This window comes from Vibrio nomapromontoriensis (assembly GCF_050337205.1).
GTDB classification, from domain to species: domain Bacteria; phylum Pseudomonadota; class Gammaproteobacteria; order Enterobacterales; family Vibrionaceae; genus Vibrio; species Vibrio nomapromontoriensis.
This window is the reverse complement of record NZ_JAKJSS010000008.1, coordinates 491,724-507,306: the sequence shown is the minus strand read 5'-3', so window position 1 is coordinate 507,306 and position 15,583 is coordinate 491,724. Positions and strand designations below refer to the sequence as shown.

Genomic DNA, 15,583 nt, shown 5'->3' with positions numbered 1-15,583 from the left:
GGCGGTGAAAATGGGGGCTTATTCTAGTTGATAGATATGCATCTTTCTCTTATTTAGGGCGATCTTAGCTTGGGCTGTATGTGCGCGACAGCCAACGGCTGTCGAACGTGTCTTTTCTAATGCGGTACATATCGTTAACCAACTCTTTTGATTGACATTCAAACGCKCCAAAATAGCGGGTTGATTMTCATCCATACTGGCTTTGTCTTCGCGAAATCGACGTGCAGTCCAGTCTACTAACTYAATGTAGTCGATGAGCCGAAATGGAATACCATCTAGCATTTTATTTGTTGGATTGCCGATAAAAGGGTGTAAACATGGGGCTGTTGTTAAGTTTTTACCCAGCGCATCGATTCTGGCTTTTATYGAAGTAAACTCCGATGYTTCAGGGGTTTTAGCAATGCCTGCTCGAATAGGGTTTAAATCGACATACGCCATTGCGGCRGCAAGTGCTTTTTCATCAAGCAACGCTTGGCTTTTGAAGCGGCTTTCCCAAAAGTGCCCTGTACAGTTGTCCTCTCGGTTCGCCCTACATGCTATGTCGTAATTGAGCTCTTTCATGAACCAACTTAAGTTCCACAGCCTTTCTCGCCATATTTCAATGAGTTCAATACACTTGTCTTCCTCTGCATGGTGAGTGAGTTGCTTATTCTGCCAACGCTCGATGAGTACCGGTAATTTATGTTCACGCCCCCAATGCTCGACCACATCGTGTAGTGACAATGCTAACGCTTTGTCTTTATTGATATGAAGCACCAAGTGATAGTGATTACTCATGATGGCGTAGGCGCAAACATCGATGCAGTATACGTGTGTCAGAGCGTGAATTTTTCGCTCTATCCACTCTCTTCTATGTTCGTAGCTCGAGTTAGTGAGCGGGTCTTCCCCGCACAAAAAGCTACGCCTCACACAACGTGATACGCAGTGGTAATACGACGTCGCATCAACGGAGATAAGTTGTTTTCTGGCTGTTGTCAAAATGAGGTCCGCTATAAAGGTTTTAAGTAACTTAGCAGTTCTCTTTTAATGGCATTGTTGGTGAGTTGGCGAATTCAATAAAATCAAACTAATTTCATACTTTTGGTGTGTGTCCTTTTAATTCTACTTTTAATCCTCTAGGCTATATTCCATCACCCAGCGCGTTTGGTTAGGTCCAAAGTAATCTGCTTCTTCAGCTATTTTACTAAAGCCAAGTGATTGATATAGACGCAGCGCCGCGGGATTTGCAGGGTCAACAGTTAAGCGCACACGAGCGTAATTCTGTTGCTCCAGTAATCGAGTCAGTAGCTTGCGCCCAATGCCTTGACCTTGCAGTTCAGGTGACACTGCAACAGATAGAATCCAACCGATATCTTGCGTTTCACTTTGTGCGAGGATCAAAAAAGCCTGCATCTTTTGCTCTTGAAACGCAGCAAAGCATCCTTTGGGCCAGCAATCGTAAGACTGACGAAAAAAGAAGTCCGGCAGAGCATGAGCGCCAAAGCATTGCTGTTCTAGCTGCGCCATCATGGCAAATTCATCTTGTTTTATTGCGCGATAAGTTACTGTCATATTGTAGTTAATCAGTATATTAGAGGTCATTCTATGCGTATTCGGTATGTTAACATCACATACGCTAAAACTAGAGGTGTATCGCAGGCAATGGGGGCAGATCCTGTCATTTGCCTACAATTAGTTCAAAACCGTGAAATTTATTTAACGAAGAGCAGTACTAACAAACTTTGGGGCAGATCTGTTTTGCTCACCTAACCCCCATCTAACTTAATATAACCAAAACGATCTATCTTTATTGTCTTCCGACAGCGAGGTAGAGACGGTGTGTAAAACATGTGAACTGGAATGAGATAGACGCTGAATAGCGTCTATCTGTAGATGATAATCTTGGTGCTAGTCTTGATATCGCTCAAAAAGTGCAGCAATTCCTTGGCCGCCACCAATACACATGGTGACGACGGCATAGCGAGCGTTGGTGCGTTGAAGCTCGTAAAGGGCTTTAACGGAAATCAGTGACCCCGTAGCACCAATTGGATGACCTAAACTGATCCCTGAGCCATTAGGGTTCACTTTTTCAGGATCTAGGTTGAGTCCTTTGGTCACAGCAAGGGCTTGCGCGGCGAATGCTTCGTTGGCTTCCCAAATGTCGATGTCATCGACACTAACTCCCGTTTTATCGAGTAATTGTCGAACAGCTGGTACAGGACCAATGCCCATAACCGCTGGGTCAACGGCTGCGATAGCGTAGCCCAACATGGTTGCCATGGGCTTTAGCCCCTTAGCTTTTGCTGCGCTTTTTTCCATAAGCACTAGTGCAGCTGCGCCATCGTTGATTCCTGATGCGTTGCCAGCGGTGACGGTACCATCTTTCTTAAACGCAGGGCGCAACTTAGAAAAGTTCTCGGATGTTGCATCAAAACGAACGTGCTCGTCGCTATCAAATAGCGTTGTACCGCGACGGGTTTTGAGTTCGATAGGTAAGATTTGGTCACCAAATCTCTGCTCTTCAATGGCACGTTGTGCCCGTCGGTGGCTTTCTAAAGCGCAAGCATCTTGTTCTTCTCGGCTAATATTGTACTGCTCGGCCAAGTTCTCCGCGGTGATCCCCATGTGGGTATCGTTAATTGGGCAGGTGAGGGCTCCGACCATAGGATCGATAAGTTGAGTATCTCCCATTTTTGAGCCAAATCGTGCGCTAGGGGACCAGTAAGGGACGCGTGTCATTGACTCAGCTCCGCCAGCAACTGCGGCATCACAGTCGCCAAGCAGAATCATTTGTGCGGCTGAAACAATAGACTGAAGCCCAGATCCGCATAGTCGATTAACGGTTAAGGCTGGCGTTTCTATTGGCAAGCCCCCTTTTAGTGCGGCGACACGGCTCATATACATATCGCGTCGGTCACTATGCGTGACGCTGCCGATAACACAATGCCCCACATCTTCGGGCGCGATATTGGCTCTTTTTACGGCTTCGGCGATTACTTGACCAGCAAGATCTGTGGGAGCCACATCTTTCAAGGCTCCACCAAAATCTGCGATTGCGGTGCGTACACCGCTTAGTACAACGACTTCTCTTTGAGACATGTAAACTCCATTTTCTTTGTTATAGGGTGACAAAGGTCATTATTGGTAATGACTTGCTATCAACAATAACATTTCACTTACAATTGCTCATGTGCTGCTACAAGGAAGTATCGGAGGTTGTTGTCATTGAGGGTGGTAAGTATCGGGATGTTTAATGGTTTAGCTTGGCGCTTTAATTATATATCTTGAGGGATGATGGCAGAGCTTGGCGGTATGGTAAGCGATGGAAAGAAGAAAGCCGCGGTGCACACGGCTTTCCATGATCTTGCTATCAGTTTCTTAGTTAATTAGTCAATCGTTAACAAGCGACTTCAATAATAACCGCTTGATACGGTTTTAGTGTTACCGCGTTGAGTGATGCCCAATTGAATTCATCAGCAGAGTAGTTGTTTAGCACCACTTTTTTGATATCGAATGAATAATGACGAGTTTGAACTTGGTCGGTAAAGTTGTTTATGACTAACAATGATCGCTGATCGTTACTGCGTAAGTAGGTATAAACGTGTTCGTCTTCTGGGTCGATGAGATCATAACGTCCATAAACAATCACATCTCGATAGGGGGATGCTTTGCGCAATTCAATCAGTTGGCGGTAATGATGGTAAATCGACGTGTTGTCATCGACGGCTTGTTGGGCATTGATCTCGGTATAATTGCTATTTAATGGCAGCCAGGGTTGTCCGTGGGTGAATCCTGCATTTTCGCTACTGTCCCAGTGCATTGGGACACGGGCATGATCACGAGAAAAGTCATTAAGAAACGCTAACCCTTCTTCTGGCGACAGACCTTTACTCATCATTTTTTCATAATGAAACCTCGCCATGAGGTCATTAAACTCTTCAATAGACTCAAAGTGTTTATTTGTCATGCCGAGCTCTTCACCTTGGTATATGTAAGGTGTGCCGCTCATACAGTGAAGCACAGTTGCGAGCATTTTAGCGCTAATGACGCGATACTGAGGACAGTCTGAACCATAACGAGAGACAGCCCTAGGTTGGTCGTGATTACTCCAGTAAACGCTGTTCCACCCTTTTTGATATAGGTCTTGTTGCCAACGTGACATGATTTCTTTGTATTGCACGAGATCAAAGGGTTTTTTAACGGCGTTGTGTTCTTCACGATCAATACTCACGTGCTCAAACTGGAAGATCATACTAATTTCGTTACGATCAGGGTGGGAGTAGTAACGCCCGTCTAAAGTGGTGGTAAAGGGTGTTTCACCAACGGTGAGCACATCATAGTGCTGCAGCACTTGATCATGCATTTCGCGCAGGTATTGGTGCGCAAGTAGGTTGTTTGACCAATGCTCCCAGCCCGCTACGCCAGCATCAAAAATAGTCGCATCTGGGAAGTCTGACGGCTTACCGATCATGTTAATGACGTCCATTCTAAAACCGCCTAAGCCTTTTTTAAGCCAGAAATGCATCATGTCATAAATGGCGTGACGGACGTCTGGGTTTGCCCAGTTTAGGTCTGGCTGTTGATGGCTAAATAGGTGTAAATAGTACTGACCTGTAGCTTCGTCTAGTGTCCACGCTTGTGGTTCGAAAAATGACTCCCAATTATTGGGTGGCGTGCCGTCTGATTTGGGATCCTTCCAGATATACCAGTCGCGTTTAGGGTTGTCTTTACTGCTTTTGGATTCTTGAAACCATGGATGTTGATCGGAGGTATGGTTGACCACTAGATCCATCACTATTTTAATTTGCCGCTTATTGGCTTCAAACAGCAGTTTTTCCATATCTGCCATGGTGCCGAACTCTTCGGCAATTTCCCGGTAGCTGGAAATATCATAGCCATTGTCTTCCATTGGCGATTGATAGACGGGACTTAACCAAATGACGTTGCTGCCCAGAGACTGAATATAATCGAGCTTTTCAATAATGCCTGGAATATCGCCAATGCCATCACCATTGGAATCATTAAAGCTGCGTGGGTAGATTTGATAAACGACAGCATCGTGCCACCATCTTGGTTCCATACTCATGGTTATGCTCCTTGAAAAGAGAGTGACACCGAACGATGCCTATACAGGTAACGGATAAACCGTGGTTAAGTAACCGGTTTATTTTAATGTTTTCATCACTGCAATAATGGCTAGGTTATCTAAGTTTTATTAAACAGTCTAAGGCGTGTAAGCAAAATAAAGCGGATGAAATTTCATGGAGCAGACTATTATTATGCGCTCCATCACTCTCTGATGGATGCTAGTTTGTAAAACATGATCTCAGGCACAACACTCAGATAAGAACTGGTTGAAGTATCAATAAGGTTTTAATGTGTGATTTATAGGTTTAGTCAATTAACCGTGGGTATAAACGGTGATGTCTGAGCTTCTTTGGCAAACAGTAAAACGCCAGAGTAATTCGTTGTAAACCGAGTAACCTATTATAAAAAGTCAAAGTACTGACTTAATAAACCAGAGTATCTAATACATGGAGTCTGACCGATGAAAACCTCCCTACTTGCTACCGCAGTAGCTGTTGCGATTTCTGCTTCTTCCGCATTCGCTGCTGATCTTAAATTTACCCCAGGTGATGACGACCGCTTTACGTGGCAAAACTACGAAGAGCTGAAGAAATTGGATCTTAAGGGTGAAACTGTCACTATTTTTGGTCCGTGGTTGACCGAAGATAAAGAGTTGGTTGAAAGCGTAATTGCGTATTTTGAAGCCGCCACGGGTGCTGATGTGAAGTATTCAGGCTCCGACTCATTCGAGCAACAAATTGCCATTGATGTTCAGGCGGGCAGCGCCCCTAACATTGTTATTTTCCCTCAACCGGGCCTTGCCGCTGATCTGGCATCGAAAGGGTTTCTTTCACCGCTTGATCCTAAAACCAGTGAATGGATTGAAGAAAATTACGCAGCGGGTTCCTCTTGGGTTGACCTTGGCACCTTCCCTGATGCAAAAGGGCAAGATCAACTGTTTGGTTTCTTCTACAAAGTGGATTTGAAATCGTTGGTTTGGTACGTGCCAGAAAACTTCGAAGATGCGGGCTATGAAGTCCCAGAGACAATGGAAGAGCTGAAAGCACTGACCAAACAAATCGTCGAAGATGGTGAGACGCCATGGTGTGTTGGCGTCGGCTCTGGTGGCGCGACGGGTTGGCCTGCAACGGACTGGGTAGAAGACATGATGTTACGTACGCAGTCTCCAGCTGATTACGACAAATGGACTACCAATGAGCTTAAATTTAACGACAAGAAAGTGGTAGAGGCGATCGAAGAATACGGTTGGTTCACTCGTAATGACCAATTCGTTGATGGTGGCGCACGCGCGGTAGCGGCGACGGATTTCCGTGATTCACCAAAAGGGTTGTTTACGTCTCCTGCGAAGTGTTACATGCATCGCCAAGCCTCATTTATCCCAAGCTTTTTCCCTGAAGGAACAGAGTTAGGCGAAGATGCAGACTTCTTCTACTTCCCATCCTACGAGTCTAAAGACTTAGGTAAGCCAGTCTTAGGGGCGGGCACGTTGTGGAGTATCACTAAGGATTCAAAAGCGTCTCGTGCGTTCATGGAATATCTACAGTCTGCGCTGGCTCACGAAGTGTGGATGGCGCAATCTGGTTTCTTAACGCCTCACAAAGGCGCTAATGTTGAGACTTATGGCAATGATACTTTGAAGAAGCAAGGAAAAATCTTGCTTGATGCCACGACATTCCGTTTTGATGGCTCAGACTTAATGCCGGGTAAAATTGGCGCGGGTGCGTTCTGGACCGGTATGGTGGACTACAGTGGTGGCAAGTCAGCGCAAGAAGTGGCGGACGATATTCAGAAAACGTGGGACGCGCTTAAATAGCTAACAGTTCAATATTGGGGTTTAGTGTTTAAACCTAACAGTAAAGTAGTATCACCGGCGATCGGTTCACCGTGAAGCGATTGCCGGTTTTTGATTGAAATTTTTGTGTAGTCTAGGGCTGCAAGTGAGGCAGTAATGGAACAACTTTATTCCTCTTTATTCATCATGGCACTGGGCGTTGCGGTTTGCGTGTTCTATTTCGTAGGCAGTAACTGGTTATTAGGCATTATCTTTCCTGCTCGCGGCGTATCTAATCAAAAAATGGCTCAGAACTTGCGCCGTGCCGCTGCGGTTAGGCCTTGGTTGTTTCTTGGACCTGCGTTAGCGTTTCTTGGTTTATATCTTGTTTATCCAGTTTTTGAGTCAGTGTTCTTGTCGCTGCACGATCGCAATGGCGATCAGTTTGTCGGCATGAGCAATTATGTGTGGCTGTTTAATGATGGTGAGTTTAGAGAGTCACTGTTTAATAATATTCTTTGGCTTTTAGTGGTGCCAGCCGCGTCGACTTTTTTTGGCTTAGTTATTGCCGCGCTGACCGATAAAGTCAGCTGGGGCAACATTGCAAAAAGTTTAATTTTTATGCCAATGGCGATTTCTTTCATTGGTGCGTCCATTATTTGGAAGTTCGTCTACGACTATCGTGCACCGGGCTCGGACCAAATTGGGATCCTGAACGCTGTTGTTGAGTTCTTTGGAGGCACGGCAGAAGCGTGGGTCACGATGCCTTTTTGGAATAACTTCTTTCTCATGGTGATTTTAATCTGGATACAAACCGGATTCGCGATGGTTATTTTGTCGGCGGCTTTGCGTGGTATTCCTGAAGAAACGGTTGAAGCGGCGGTGCTTGATGGTGCGAGTGGCGTGCAAATCTTTTTCAAAATATTGATTCCGCAGATTTGGGGCACGATTGCGGTGGTATGGACCACGATCACCATTTTGGTCTTGAAGGTTTTTGATATTGTGCTGGCCATGACGAATGGTCAATGGAGTACGCAGGTTCTTGCGAATATGATGTTTGACTGGATGTTCCGAGGGGGCGGCGACTTTGGCCGTGGTGCTGCCATCGCGGTGATTATTATGGTGGCGGTTATCCCTGTGATGGTTTGGAATATGCGCCAAGCCCACGCACAAATGGAGGGGCGCTAAATGAATGATAAAACTGCGACTTCCTCTGCTGGTCGTGTGAGTAAAGCAGCTTTTAGCTTGAGCAAACTGCGTCGTTCTCCATTAACGATGTTGGTGCATTTGTCGGTCCTTATTATCGTCATTTTATGGACGCTCCCTACGGCTGGGTTATTTATCTCATCGTTTCGAGATAAAGACCAACTTGCGCTGACAGGCTGGTGGACCTCACTGACAAACTCAGAACAAAACTTAGTTGATAGAACTGGCGCACCAGATTCGCAAGTTAAGGAGGGTGACGTCTATGTTTTAACGGGACAAGTATTGGTAGACGGCAAACCGACACAAGTCCACGCTTTTGGTTTTTCGTCTCGTGCTCCCACCGCGTATCAACCGGGCGATGTCGCTGAAATGAAAAATGGTGGCACCTTGAGTATGACGATAGATGGTCACTATAAGATGACATCCTTAAAGCCGTTTAAAGGTAAACGTGGTAAGCGGGTCTTTTATACCGCGGTTGTGCCTCCTAAATTTGGTTTGGACAACTACAAAGAGGTGTTAACTGCGGAAGGGATCGGGCGTTCATTTATTAACTCTTTAACGGTGACTATTCCTGCGACCATCATCCCGATCTTGATTGCTGCGTATGCGGCTTATGCATTGTCATGGATGAAAATGCCAGGGCGCAATTTACTGATTGCGGTAGTGGTAGGCTTGTTGGTGGTGCCATTGCAAATGTCCTTGATTCCACTACTGCGTCTTTACAATGATATTGGTGCGTTTTTTGGTGTGGGGGCAAAGACCTATCTAGGTATATGGCTTGCTCATACTGGCTTCGGTTTACCGCTGGCGATTTATCTATTACGTAATTATATCTCCAGCCTTCCAAGAGAAATCATTGAGTCAGCTCGAGTCGATGGCGCGACAGACTTTGAAATCTTTATGAGAATCGTACTGCCGCTGTCTTTTCCAGCCTTAGCGTCGTTCGCTATTTTCCAATTTTTGTGGGTTTGGAATGATTTACTCGTCGCTACGGTGTTTTTAGGCACGGGTGAAGAACACATGGTACTGACAGCTCGCCTGCGTGAATTGCTTGGTTCTCGTGGTGGGAATTGGGAAATTTTAACCGCCTCTGCGTTTGTATCGATTGCGGTACCATTGGGCGTCTTTTTCACTTTGCAGCGCTATTTGGTGCGTGGGCTACTTTCTGGTTCTGTTAAATAAACAGTACTTGATTCAACGATGAGAATAATGAGATGACAGGATTATCTTTAAAAAACATACAAAAATCATACGGTGAAACACAGGTACTTCATGGGATTGATCTCGACATCAATCAAGGTGAGTTCATCGTATTTGTTGGTCCATCTGGCTGTGGTAAATCCACACTATTGAGAATGATTGCGGGGCTTGAAGAGATCACCGCAGGCGAGCTGTGTATTGAAGGCGCTAGGGTAAATGAACTGCCTGCCGCAATGCGTGGTATTGCAATGGTTTTTCAAACCTACGCACTTTATCCGCATATGACGGTGTATGACAACATGGCCTTTGCGATGCGCATTGCGAAAGAGCCGAAAGAGGCGATTCATGAGCGAGTAATGGAAGCGGCGCGTATGTTGCAGCTAGAACCTTATTTAGATCGCCTACCGAAAGCCTTGTCGGGAGGCCAACGTCAGCGGGTGGCCATTGGGCGCGCTATTGTTCGTCAACCTAAGGTGTTCTTATTTGATGAACCGTTGTCAAACCTTGATGCCGCGCTGCGAGTACAGACGCGTATTGAAATTGCCAATCTTAAAGAGGCAATGACAGAAACGACAATGATTTATGTCACGCACGATCAAGTAGAAGCCATGACGCTGGCTGATCGCATTGTGGTGCTTTCTGCTGGGCGTATTGAGCAGGTGGGCACACCATTGGAGCTCTATACGAATCCTTGTAATGTGTTTGTGGCGCAGTTTATTGGTTCACCATCGATGAACATCAGTCCTGCATCGATGATTAAAGCAGGAGACGTCTCTCGTATACGCGCCGAGAATGGCGTTGAGGTTGACTTACCGATCTCCGCGTCCGATACCCTAAATGGGTTGCCCTTACAGATTGGGATCAGACCGGAGGATTTCTTGGTATCAAATGAGAGTGAGGCATTAATTTCCGGTGAAGTTATGTTTGTCGAATCACTAGGAGAGGTGACGTTGCTACACATCCGTGTAGAGGGTCACGAGGAAAATACGGTGGCTAAACTGCCAGGTATTTTAGACTTTCATAAAGGTGAGCGTATTCATTTGACCGCTCAGCCAGAAAAAGTGCATGTTTTTACTGAAGATGGAGATTCTCTTAAGTACCTATAATGGTAGTCTTCTGACTAAACGGCAGCCAGCATATTTTGACGCTGTCGAGTTATAACCATTGTTTGAAGTGACGCGTTAATGCCCCTTATCTTAAGGGGAATTTTTGTTAGATTGGCTTTTTTACCGCACCGTAGGGAAGTTTGGAAAATATTTTTGGCGTTAGATGTAGATTAGGTCCAGCTTTGGGTGTTTGCCAACTGAGTAGCATGATGGCAAGCACATTACGGTGCTCACCGTAAGCAAAGTCAAAGTCCCCAGATGCCGAAGGAATCATGCCTTTTTCTTTGTTGATGGCCTTGATGATGGCTTGTCGAGTTTTATGTACCACCGGGTCGTCTTCAAGACCCGCAAGTAAGAAGGTTAGCCCTACTTCGGCAATAACGTCTTCTTTAGTATGCGTAATGATATCGTCGATATTTTTTCTAAAGTAATCGAATATCCACTGATGCTCATTTTCATTGACGGGTCGTTGGTAATATTCAGAGTCTGCCAAAATGATATGAGTCATGCCATATAGCTTATTGGTAAATTGCTGTTCATTGAGGCGATAATCTTCACCTTCTGGATACGTTTCTTGGAATGCTTGTATGAAGGACTGAGTATAATCTTGCTCACCAATTTGCTTAAGCCAATAGGCTTGGTTAGCGAGTTGTGCCGCCCACGCTTTTATCATAGTCGGGTCGGTTAGGGTAGATTGAAAATCATAGCGTTTGAGACGTGCGCGAAGCGTCTTATCGTCTTTATGCTGTAGCCCATACTCGTTGAGCCTAGCCATATAACGTAACAAATCCAATCCCATATAGAAGTACTCTGGATCTGATTTTGTGGCGGCGTAGCGGCGTTGGCTACGTTCATCTTTGCCTTTTTTATAATCATTGAGGCGCTCGTTGGAATAGTCTCGAATCTCTTGGCGAGTTTTTACATATTTGGAGAGGGTATTGAGACGGTTGACGACGTTGGCCATGTCATTCCAAACCACGACAGAATATTTGGGATCTTGAGTTTGGCGATACATTCTCAATCCATAATGACCTTGCTTATACACGGAAAGCGTAAAAAGCTGCGTTTCATAGGTCTGTTTAATAATTTGAGCATAAGTATCAAACGATTTTGGAGACGTGAGTGAATCAAAGTGAACGGCTGCCGCGCCAGTGACCATACAGACACTTGCTACGATACTCAGAACCCCCAGTTTTATACGCATGCTAACGCCCCTCATTCGTGATTTGAGAGGAGAGCATATAGGGAAAAGTATTTCAAAATGTTATTTTTTGGTCAATTATCATTCATGGTTTGAATTTTTGCATCGGTGATTATTCTTAAAATACTTATTATTCTATAGACACTGCCAACTAAGTGATATTAGTCCCGAAGTTAAAGTATCCGTGAAGATAATTTTGAATTAATACATTGTTAACCTACACTTTTATTGTAGGCGCAAAGTGAAGCCTATTTATTATAAATCAAGAAAGGAAGTGCTTATGAGACTAATAATGGTTTTTTTCGGGTTACTAATAGCATCGTTTGGCAGTTTAGCGCAAGAGGGCGGAGAGCCCGGCACTATATGCCTCATGGACTCAGGGCTTGTAGTCACAACACATCTTCAGACATGCCCAAAAGATATGACAAAGCTATAATTTGACACCCCATTACTAATTACATACGACTATGAAAGAATAAAATAAATAGAGCTGGAAATTTCCAGCTCTATTTATTTAAGGTTAATTATATTTTCCATGAATGGATTGGTCGATTATAATGACAATCCCTGATAAATAGCGGTTAATCCGCTTATTGAACACAATAATAATGCTCCAACTCTAATTTTTTCTTTTGGTAAGGAATGTGTGGTTAATAGAGCCAGTTTATAGCCAAGCCATGATGCAGGAATTAGCGGGATGGTGATCATTAAATGATGGGGTGTTAAAAAACCAATTGGCGCCTGTACAAGCAGTGAAATGACTGAGCTAAAGACAAAAAACGCAGACAAATTACCACGTAACTGGTTTGCTTCTTGGTGTTGAAGCAGCAGGGCCATAGGTGGTCCACCGATACCAGAGCTTGTACCAAAAAAACCGGAGAAAAAGCCAGCAATACCCATTTTGGCCGGTGTTGGTTCAACTCGAAATGGTAACAGGCTAACGATGACTGCGAAAACGACGAGTATTCCTAGCCATAGAGATAAGACTTGCGTCGAGACGTAGAGCAGCAAGAGTGCACCAGCAAGCGAACCTGGAACTCGACCGATCAATGCCATTTTTAGTCCGCCAAGCGCAATACTACTGCGATGCTTGGCTGCATTTAGAATAGAGATAAATAGTGCAACCAAGCAAATTGGTGCCGGTACATAATCGGGTGAGACTTGAAATAGCAACGGGGCAGCAACAATCGCTAAACCAAATCCGATAGAAGTCTGCACAAATGATCCAATAAAGATCAGCAACATAGCAATAAGTGCAGGTTGACTGAACCAGTCACTGTACATAGAAGCGCCTACATAAACGTAATGAATAAAGATGAAGGAGTAGTGTATCGGATATTATGTTGAGTATCCTAATTATTGTGGCGTTGCCAAAAATATAATGAAGGCTAATGACTCAGCCCTTCTATTTTAAACGCTTTCCTTGCTGAAACGCGTTAGGTGTTGTGTCGGTTCGGGGCTTTTCACTGGATGAACGCATGTAGAAGTGAAATGTATATGAATAATTTGTTATGCTTTCGGTGATGGACGTTGTCGTTGGCGCTCTTTACCCAGCAGATTAAGCGATGATGATTAGTATCAACAATGGAAAGTTGTCGAAATGTTGAATATGGATTTTAGTAAGCGTGTTGTGATCGATACGGCATCACAACCTTGGGTCGACTCTCCTGCAAGCGGTGTACGCCGTAAACCTTTGGAGCGAGAAGCTCGGGAGTCAGGTCATGTCACCAGTATTGTTGAATACCTACCCGGGGCCAGTTTTAGCCAACATGCTCACCCACACGGGGAAGAGATACTAGTGTTAGAAGGCGTATTTTCTGATGAAACAGGAGACTATGGGGCGGGAACCTATTTAAGGAATCCACCAGGCAGTCGCCATACACCTTTTAGCGAGCAAGGCTGTATTATTTTAGTGAAACTTAATCAGTTTGCCGAAGATGATAGTCAGTTTGTACGCATTGATACAACGCAGTCCACTTGGGATAAATGTGGTGACAAGCTTGAGGTGATGGTGTTACATCAGCATGCTAACGAGCGAGTCGCGCTCATTCGTTGGACTGACGCCGACAGTTATCATTCGCATGGTCATTTTGGTGGTGAGGAGATTTTTGTTTTGGAGGGAGAGCTTAAAGACGATTTAGGCACTTACCCCGCAGGCACATGGACCCGCAGCCCACATGGAAGCCAGCATGAGCCTTATGTTAGTGGTGCTACTACTATTTGGTTTAAATCTGGGCACTTACCAGAAGTGCAATAGGCGGTGCTTCGTCGCCTATTGAGTATATACCTCAGCAATTAACGAATTGCTGAGGTATTTTATTTCTAGTTTCTAGTTTCTAGTTTCTAGTTTAAGAGCTATGGCTGCTGGCGAGTAGGAGCTAATACAATTTCGCGAATACAGACATTTTGTGGTTGCGAGTAGGCAAACTCTACGGCTCTTGCCACGTCATCAGCGGCTAATACGCCACCCATTACTTCCTTCCATTGGTCGTAACCATCTTTAATATCTTGTGATGTAGTATGAGATAACAATTCAGTTTCAACGGCGCCAGGTGCAATAGTGACGACACGAACATCTGATTCAGCGACTTCTTCGCGGACATTTTCCGAAATTGCGTGCACAGCAAATTTAGTACCACAGTATGCGGCGTGGTTACCAAATGTCTTACGTCCAGCGATTGAACTAATGTTGATGATAGTGCCGGAATTGCGCGCTTTCATTGGAGCAAGTACCGCTTGCATACCATTGAGAAGGCCAATCACATTAACGTCAAACATGGACTTCCATTCAGCCGCGTCTTGAGTATCAATCTGACCAAGCAGCATCATACCCGCGTTGTTGACTAATGCGTCTGCAGGACCGAATTGCGCTTCGGCTTTTTTGATAGCGTTTTCAAAGGTCACTTTATCGGTAATGTCTACTTTTTCACAAAGCGTATTAGGTAACCCCAGCTGCTCTAGTTTTTCAACACGGCGTGCAAGCAATAAAAGAGGGTGTCCGGCTGCACTCAAGCGACGTGCAATAGCTTCACCAATACCAGAACTCGCACCTGTAATAACGACAAGTTTTTTCATCTTATAGAACCTTTTTAGTTAAGAGGTCACACCCTCTTTTTGACGACCAATACAGTGTAGGTCAGAAATTATTGTTGATATATAGTCATTTTAACTAATCTGTGTTGCAGTGCTGCAACAATGATTTTGCTAACCCCTAACCTATACTTCTAGTAGACAACAGTGCCTTGGCATGTGGTTTGAGTCAGTATAAACTCCGGGCGAATAAAATTGGGGAAGTGGATGTTAATGAGATTCGTGGTTGTTGTATTTGCCATTTTAGTGACGTGGGCAGCGCAGGCATTTGAGCTACGCACAGATAATGCGCCTGTCGATCAGCCAGTAAATGCAGAGCCCATTAAATCATCACCACCAATGCAGCAACGAGCCGTAGTTCCAAACGGCACTAAAATCAATCCCCCCGTGAGTTCCAGCTTAGCCCTCGACTCTGAATTAAAAACAAATATTGACCGCATGGCGGTGATAGACCGTGTCGAAGTAAAAAAATCGATACGCAGAATGTTTTTAATGTCAGGTGAAATCGTCGTAAGAGAATATCGGGTCTCACTCGGCCCGAACCCGCGGGGTCATAAAGTCCAGGAGGGAGATAACCGCACACCAGAAGGAAAGTACTATTTGGATTTTGTCATGAATGATTCGGCATTTTATCGTTCGATGCACATCAGTTATCCGAACTTACGTGATCGTCGTCGTGCTGAAGAGTTAGGTGTCAGTGCTGGTGGTAATATCAAAATCCATGGACTCAAAAATGGTTACACCAAGCCAGTTGAGTTTATTCAGAGCTTTGATTGGACCAATGGCTGCATTGCCATTACTAACACAGAAATGGATGAATTGATCACCTTGGTTAAAATTGGTACGCCGATCTATATTCGATGGTAGTTATATTCGATAGTAGTTATATCCGACGGCAGCTATATTCGATAGTCGCTGTATTCGACAGTAGAGGGAGCGATG

Annotated in this window: 13 protein-coding genes; 6 read left to right on the top strand and 7 right to left on the bottom strand. The window is 44.8% G+C overall.

What is annotated here, in order from left to right:
• Positions 1-18: 18 nt before the first annotated feature.
• From L4D05_RS10035 to L4D05_RS10020, 4 genes are all read right to left on the bottom strand, one after another.
• Positions 19-978, bottom strand: a complete 960-nt coding sequence (locus tag L4D05_RS10035; RefSeq protein ID WP_428793853.1) for a transposase — start codon at positions 976-978, stop codon at positions 19-21.
• 129 nt (positions 979-1,107) lie between these two features.
• The gene (locus tag L4D05_RS10030; protein WP_428793852.1) at positions 1,108-1,581 is read right to left on the bottom strand and encodes a GNAT family N-acetyltransferase; all 474 of its coding nucleotides are present in this window, start codon (positions 1,579-1,581) and stop codon (positions 1,108-1,110) included.
• Positions 1,582-1,887: 306 nt separating this feature from the next.
• The gene (locus tag L4D05_RS10025) at positions 1,888-3,078 is read right to left on the bottom strand and encodes an acetyl-CoA C-acyltransferase family protein (protein ID WP_428751558.1); all 1,191 of its coding nucleotides are present in this window, start codon (positions 3,076-3,078) and stop codon (positions 1,888-1,890) included.
• Positions 3,079-3,376: 298 nt separating this feature from the next.
• Entirely contained in the window at positions 3,377-5,059 is a 1,683-nt protein-coding gene (locus L4D05_RS10020; protein WP_428751578.1) for a glycoside hydrolase family 13 protein, read from the bottom strand.
• Between the two features lie 468 nt (positions 5,060-5,527).
• On the opposite strand from L4D05_RS10020, the gene L4D05_RS10015 reads away from it, so the two are divergent.
• The 4 genes from L4D05_RS10015 (at position 5,528) to L4D05_RS10000 (ending at position 10,350) form a co-directional block, all read left to right on the top strand.
• On the top strand, positions 5,528-6,880 hold the full coding sequence (locus L4D05_RS10015; protein ID WP_428793851.1) for an ABC transporter substrate-binding protein: 1,353 nt from the start codon (positions 5,528-5,530) through the stop codon (positions 6,878-6,880).
• 135 nt (positions 6,881-7,015) lie between these two features.
• Positions 7,016-8,026, top strand: a complete 1,011-nt coding sequence (locus tag L4D05_RS10010; RefSeq protein WP_428751556.1) for a carbohydrate ABC transporter permease — start codon at positions 7,016-7,018, stop codon at positions 8,024-8,026.
• Positions 8,027-9,226, top strand: coding sequence for a carbohydrate ABC transporter permease (locus L4D05_RS10005; protein WP_428793850.1), 1,200 nt, complete (start codon positions 8,027-8,029; stop codon positions 9,224-9,226).
• Positions 9,227-9,258: 32 nt separating this feature from the next.
• Positions 9,259-10,350: an ABC transporter ATP-binding protein gene (locus L4D05_RS10000; protein ID WP_428793849.1), complete on the top strand. Its 1,092-nt coding sequence runs from the start codon at positions 9,259-9,261 to the stop codon at positions 10,348-10,350.
• 106 nt (positions 10,351-10,456) lie between these two features.
• Here the strand turns inward: L4D05_RS10000 and L4D05_RS09995 are convergent, their stop codons facing one another.
• Positions 10,457-11,554: a DUF3541 domain-containing protein gene (locus L4D05_RS09995; RefSeq protein ID WP_428751553.1), complete on the bottom strand. Its 1,098-nt coding sequence runs from the start codon at positions 11,552-11,554 to the stop codon at positions 10,457-10,459.
• Positions 11,555-12,103: 549 nt separating this feature from the next.
• Complete coding sequence (locus L4D05_RS09990) at positions 12,104-12,835, bottom strand: sulfite exporter TauE/SafE family protein (RefSeq protein WP_428793848.1); 732 nt, start codon at positions 12,833-12,835, stop codon at positions 12,104-12,106.
• 316 nt (positions 12,836-13,151) lie between these two features.
• Between L4D05_RS09990 and L4D05_RS09985 the strand changes: the two genes are divergently transcribed.
• A complete protein-coding gene (locus tag L4D05_RS09985; RefSeq protein WP_428793847.1) occupies positions 13,152-13,808 on the top strand; it encodes a cupin domain-containing protein in 657 nt (218 codons plus the stop codon).
• 98 nt (positions 13,809-13,906) lie between these two features.
• Here L4D05_RS09985 and L4D05_RS09980 read toward each other — a convergent pair whose 3' ends face one another.
• Positions 13,907-14,626: an SDR family oxidoreductase gene (locus tag L4D05_RS09980; RefSeq protein ID WP_265675326.1), complete on the bottom strand. Its 720-nt coding sequence runs from the start codon at positions 14,624-14,626 to the stop codon at positions 13,907-13,909.
• A gap of 453 nt (positions 14,627-15,079) precedes the next feature.
• Between L4D05_RS09980 and L4D05_RS09975 the strand changes: the two genes are divergently transcribed.
• Positions 15,080-15,508, top strand: a complete 429-nt coding sequence (locus L4D05_RS09975) for a L,D-transpeptidase family protein (RefSeq protein ID WP_428794005.1) — start codon at positions 15,080-15,082, stop codon at positions 15,506-15,508.
• Positions 15,509-15,583 lie beyond the last annotated feature (75 nt).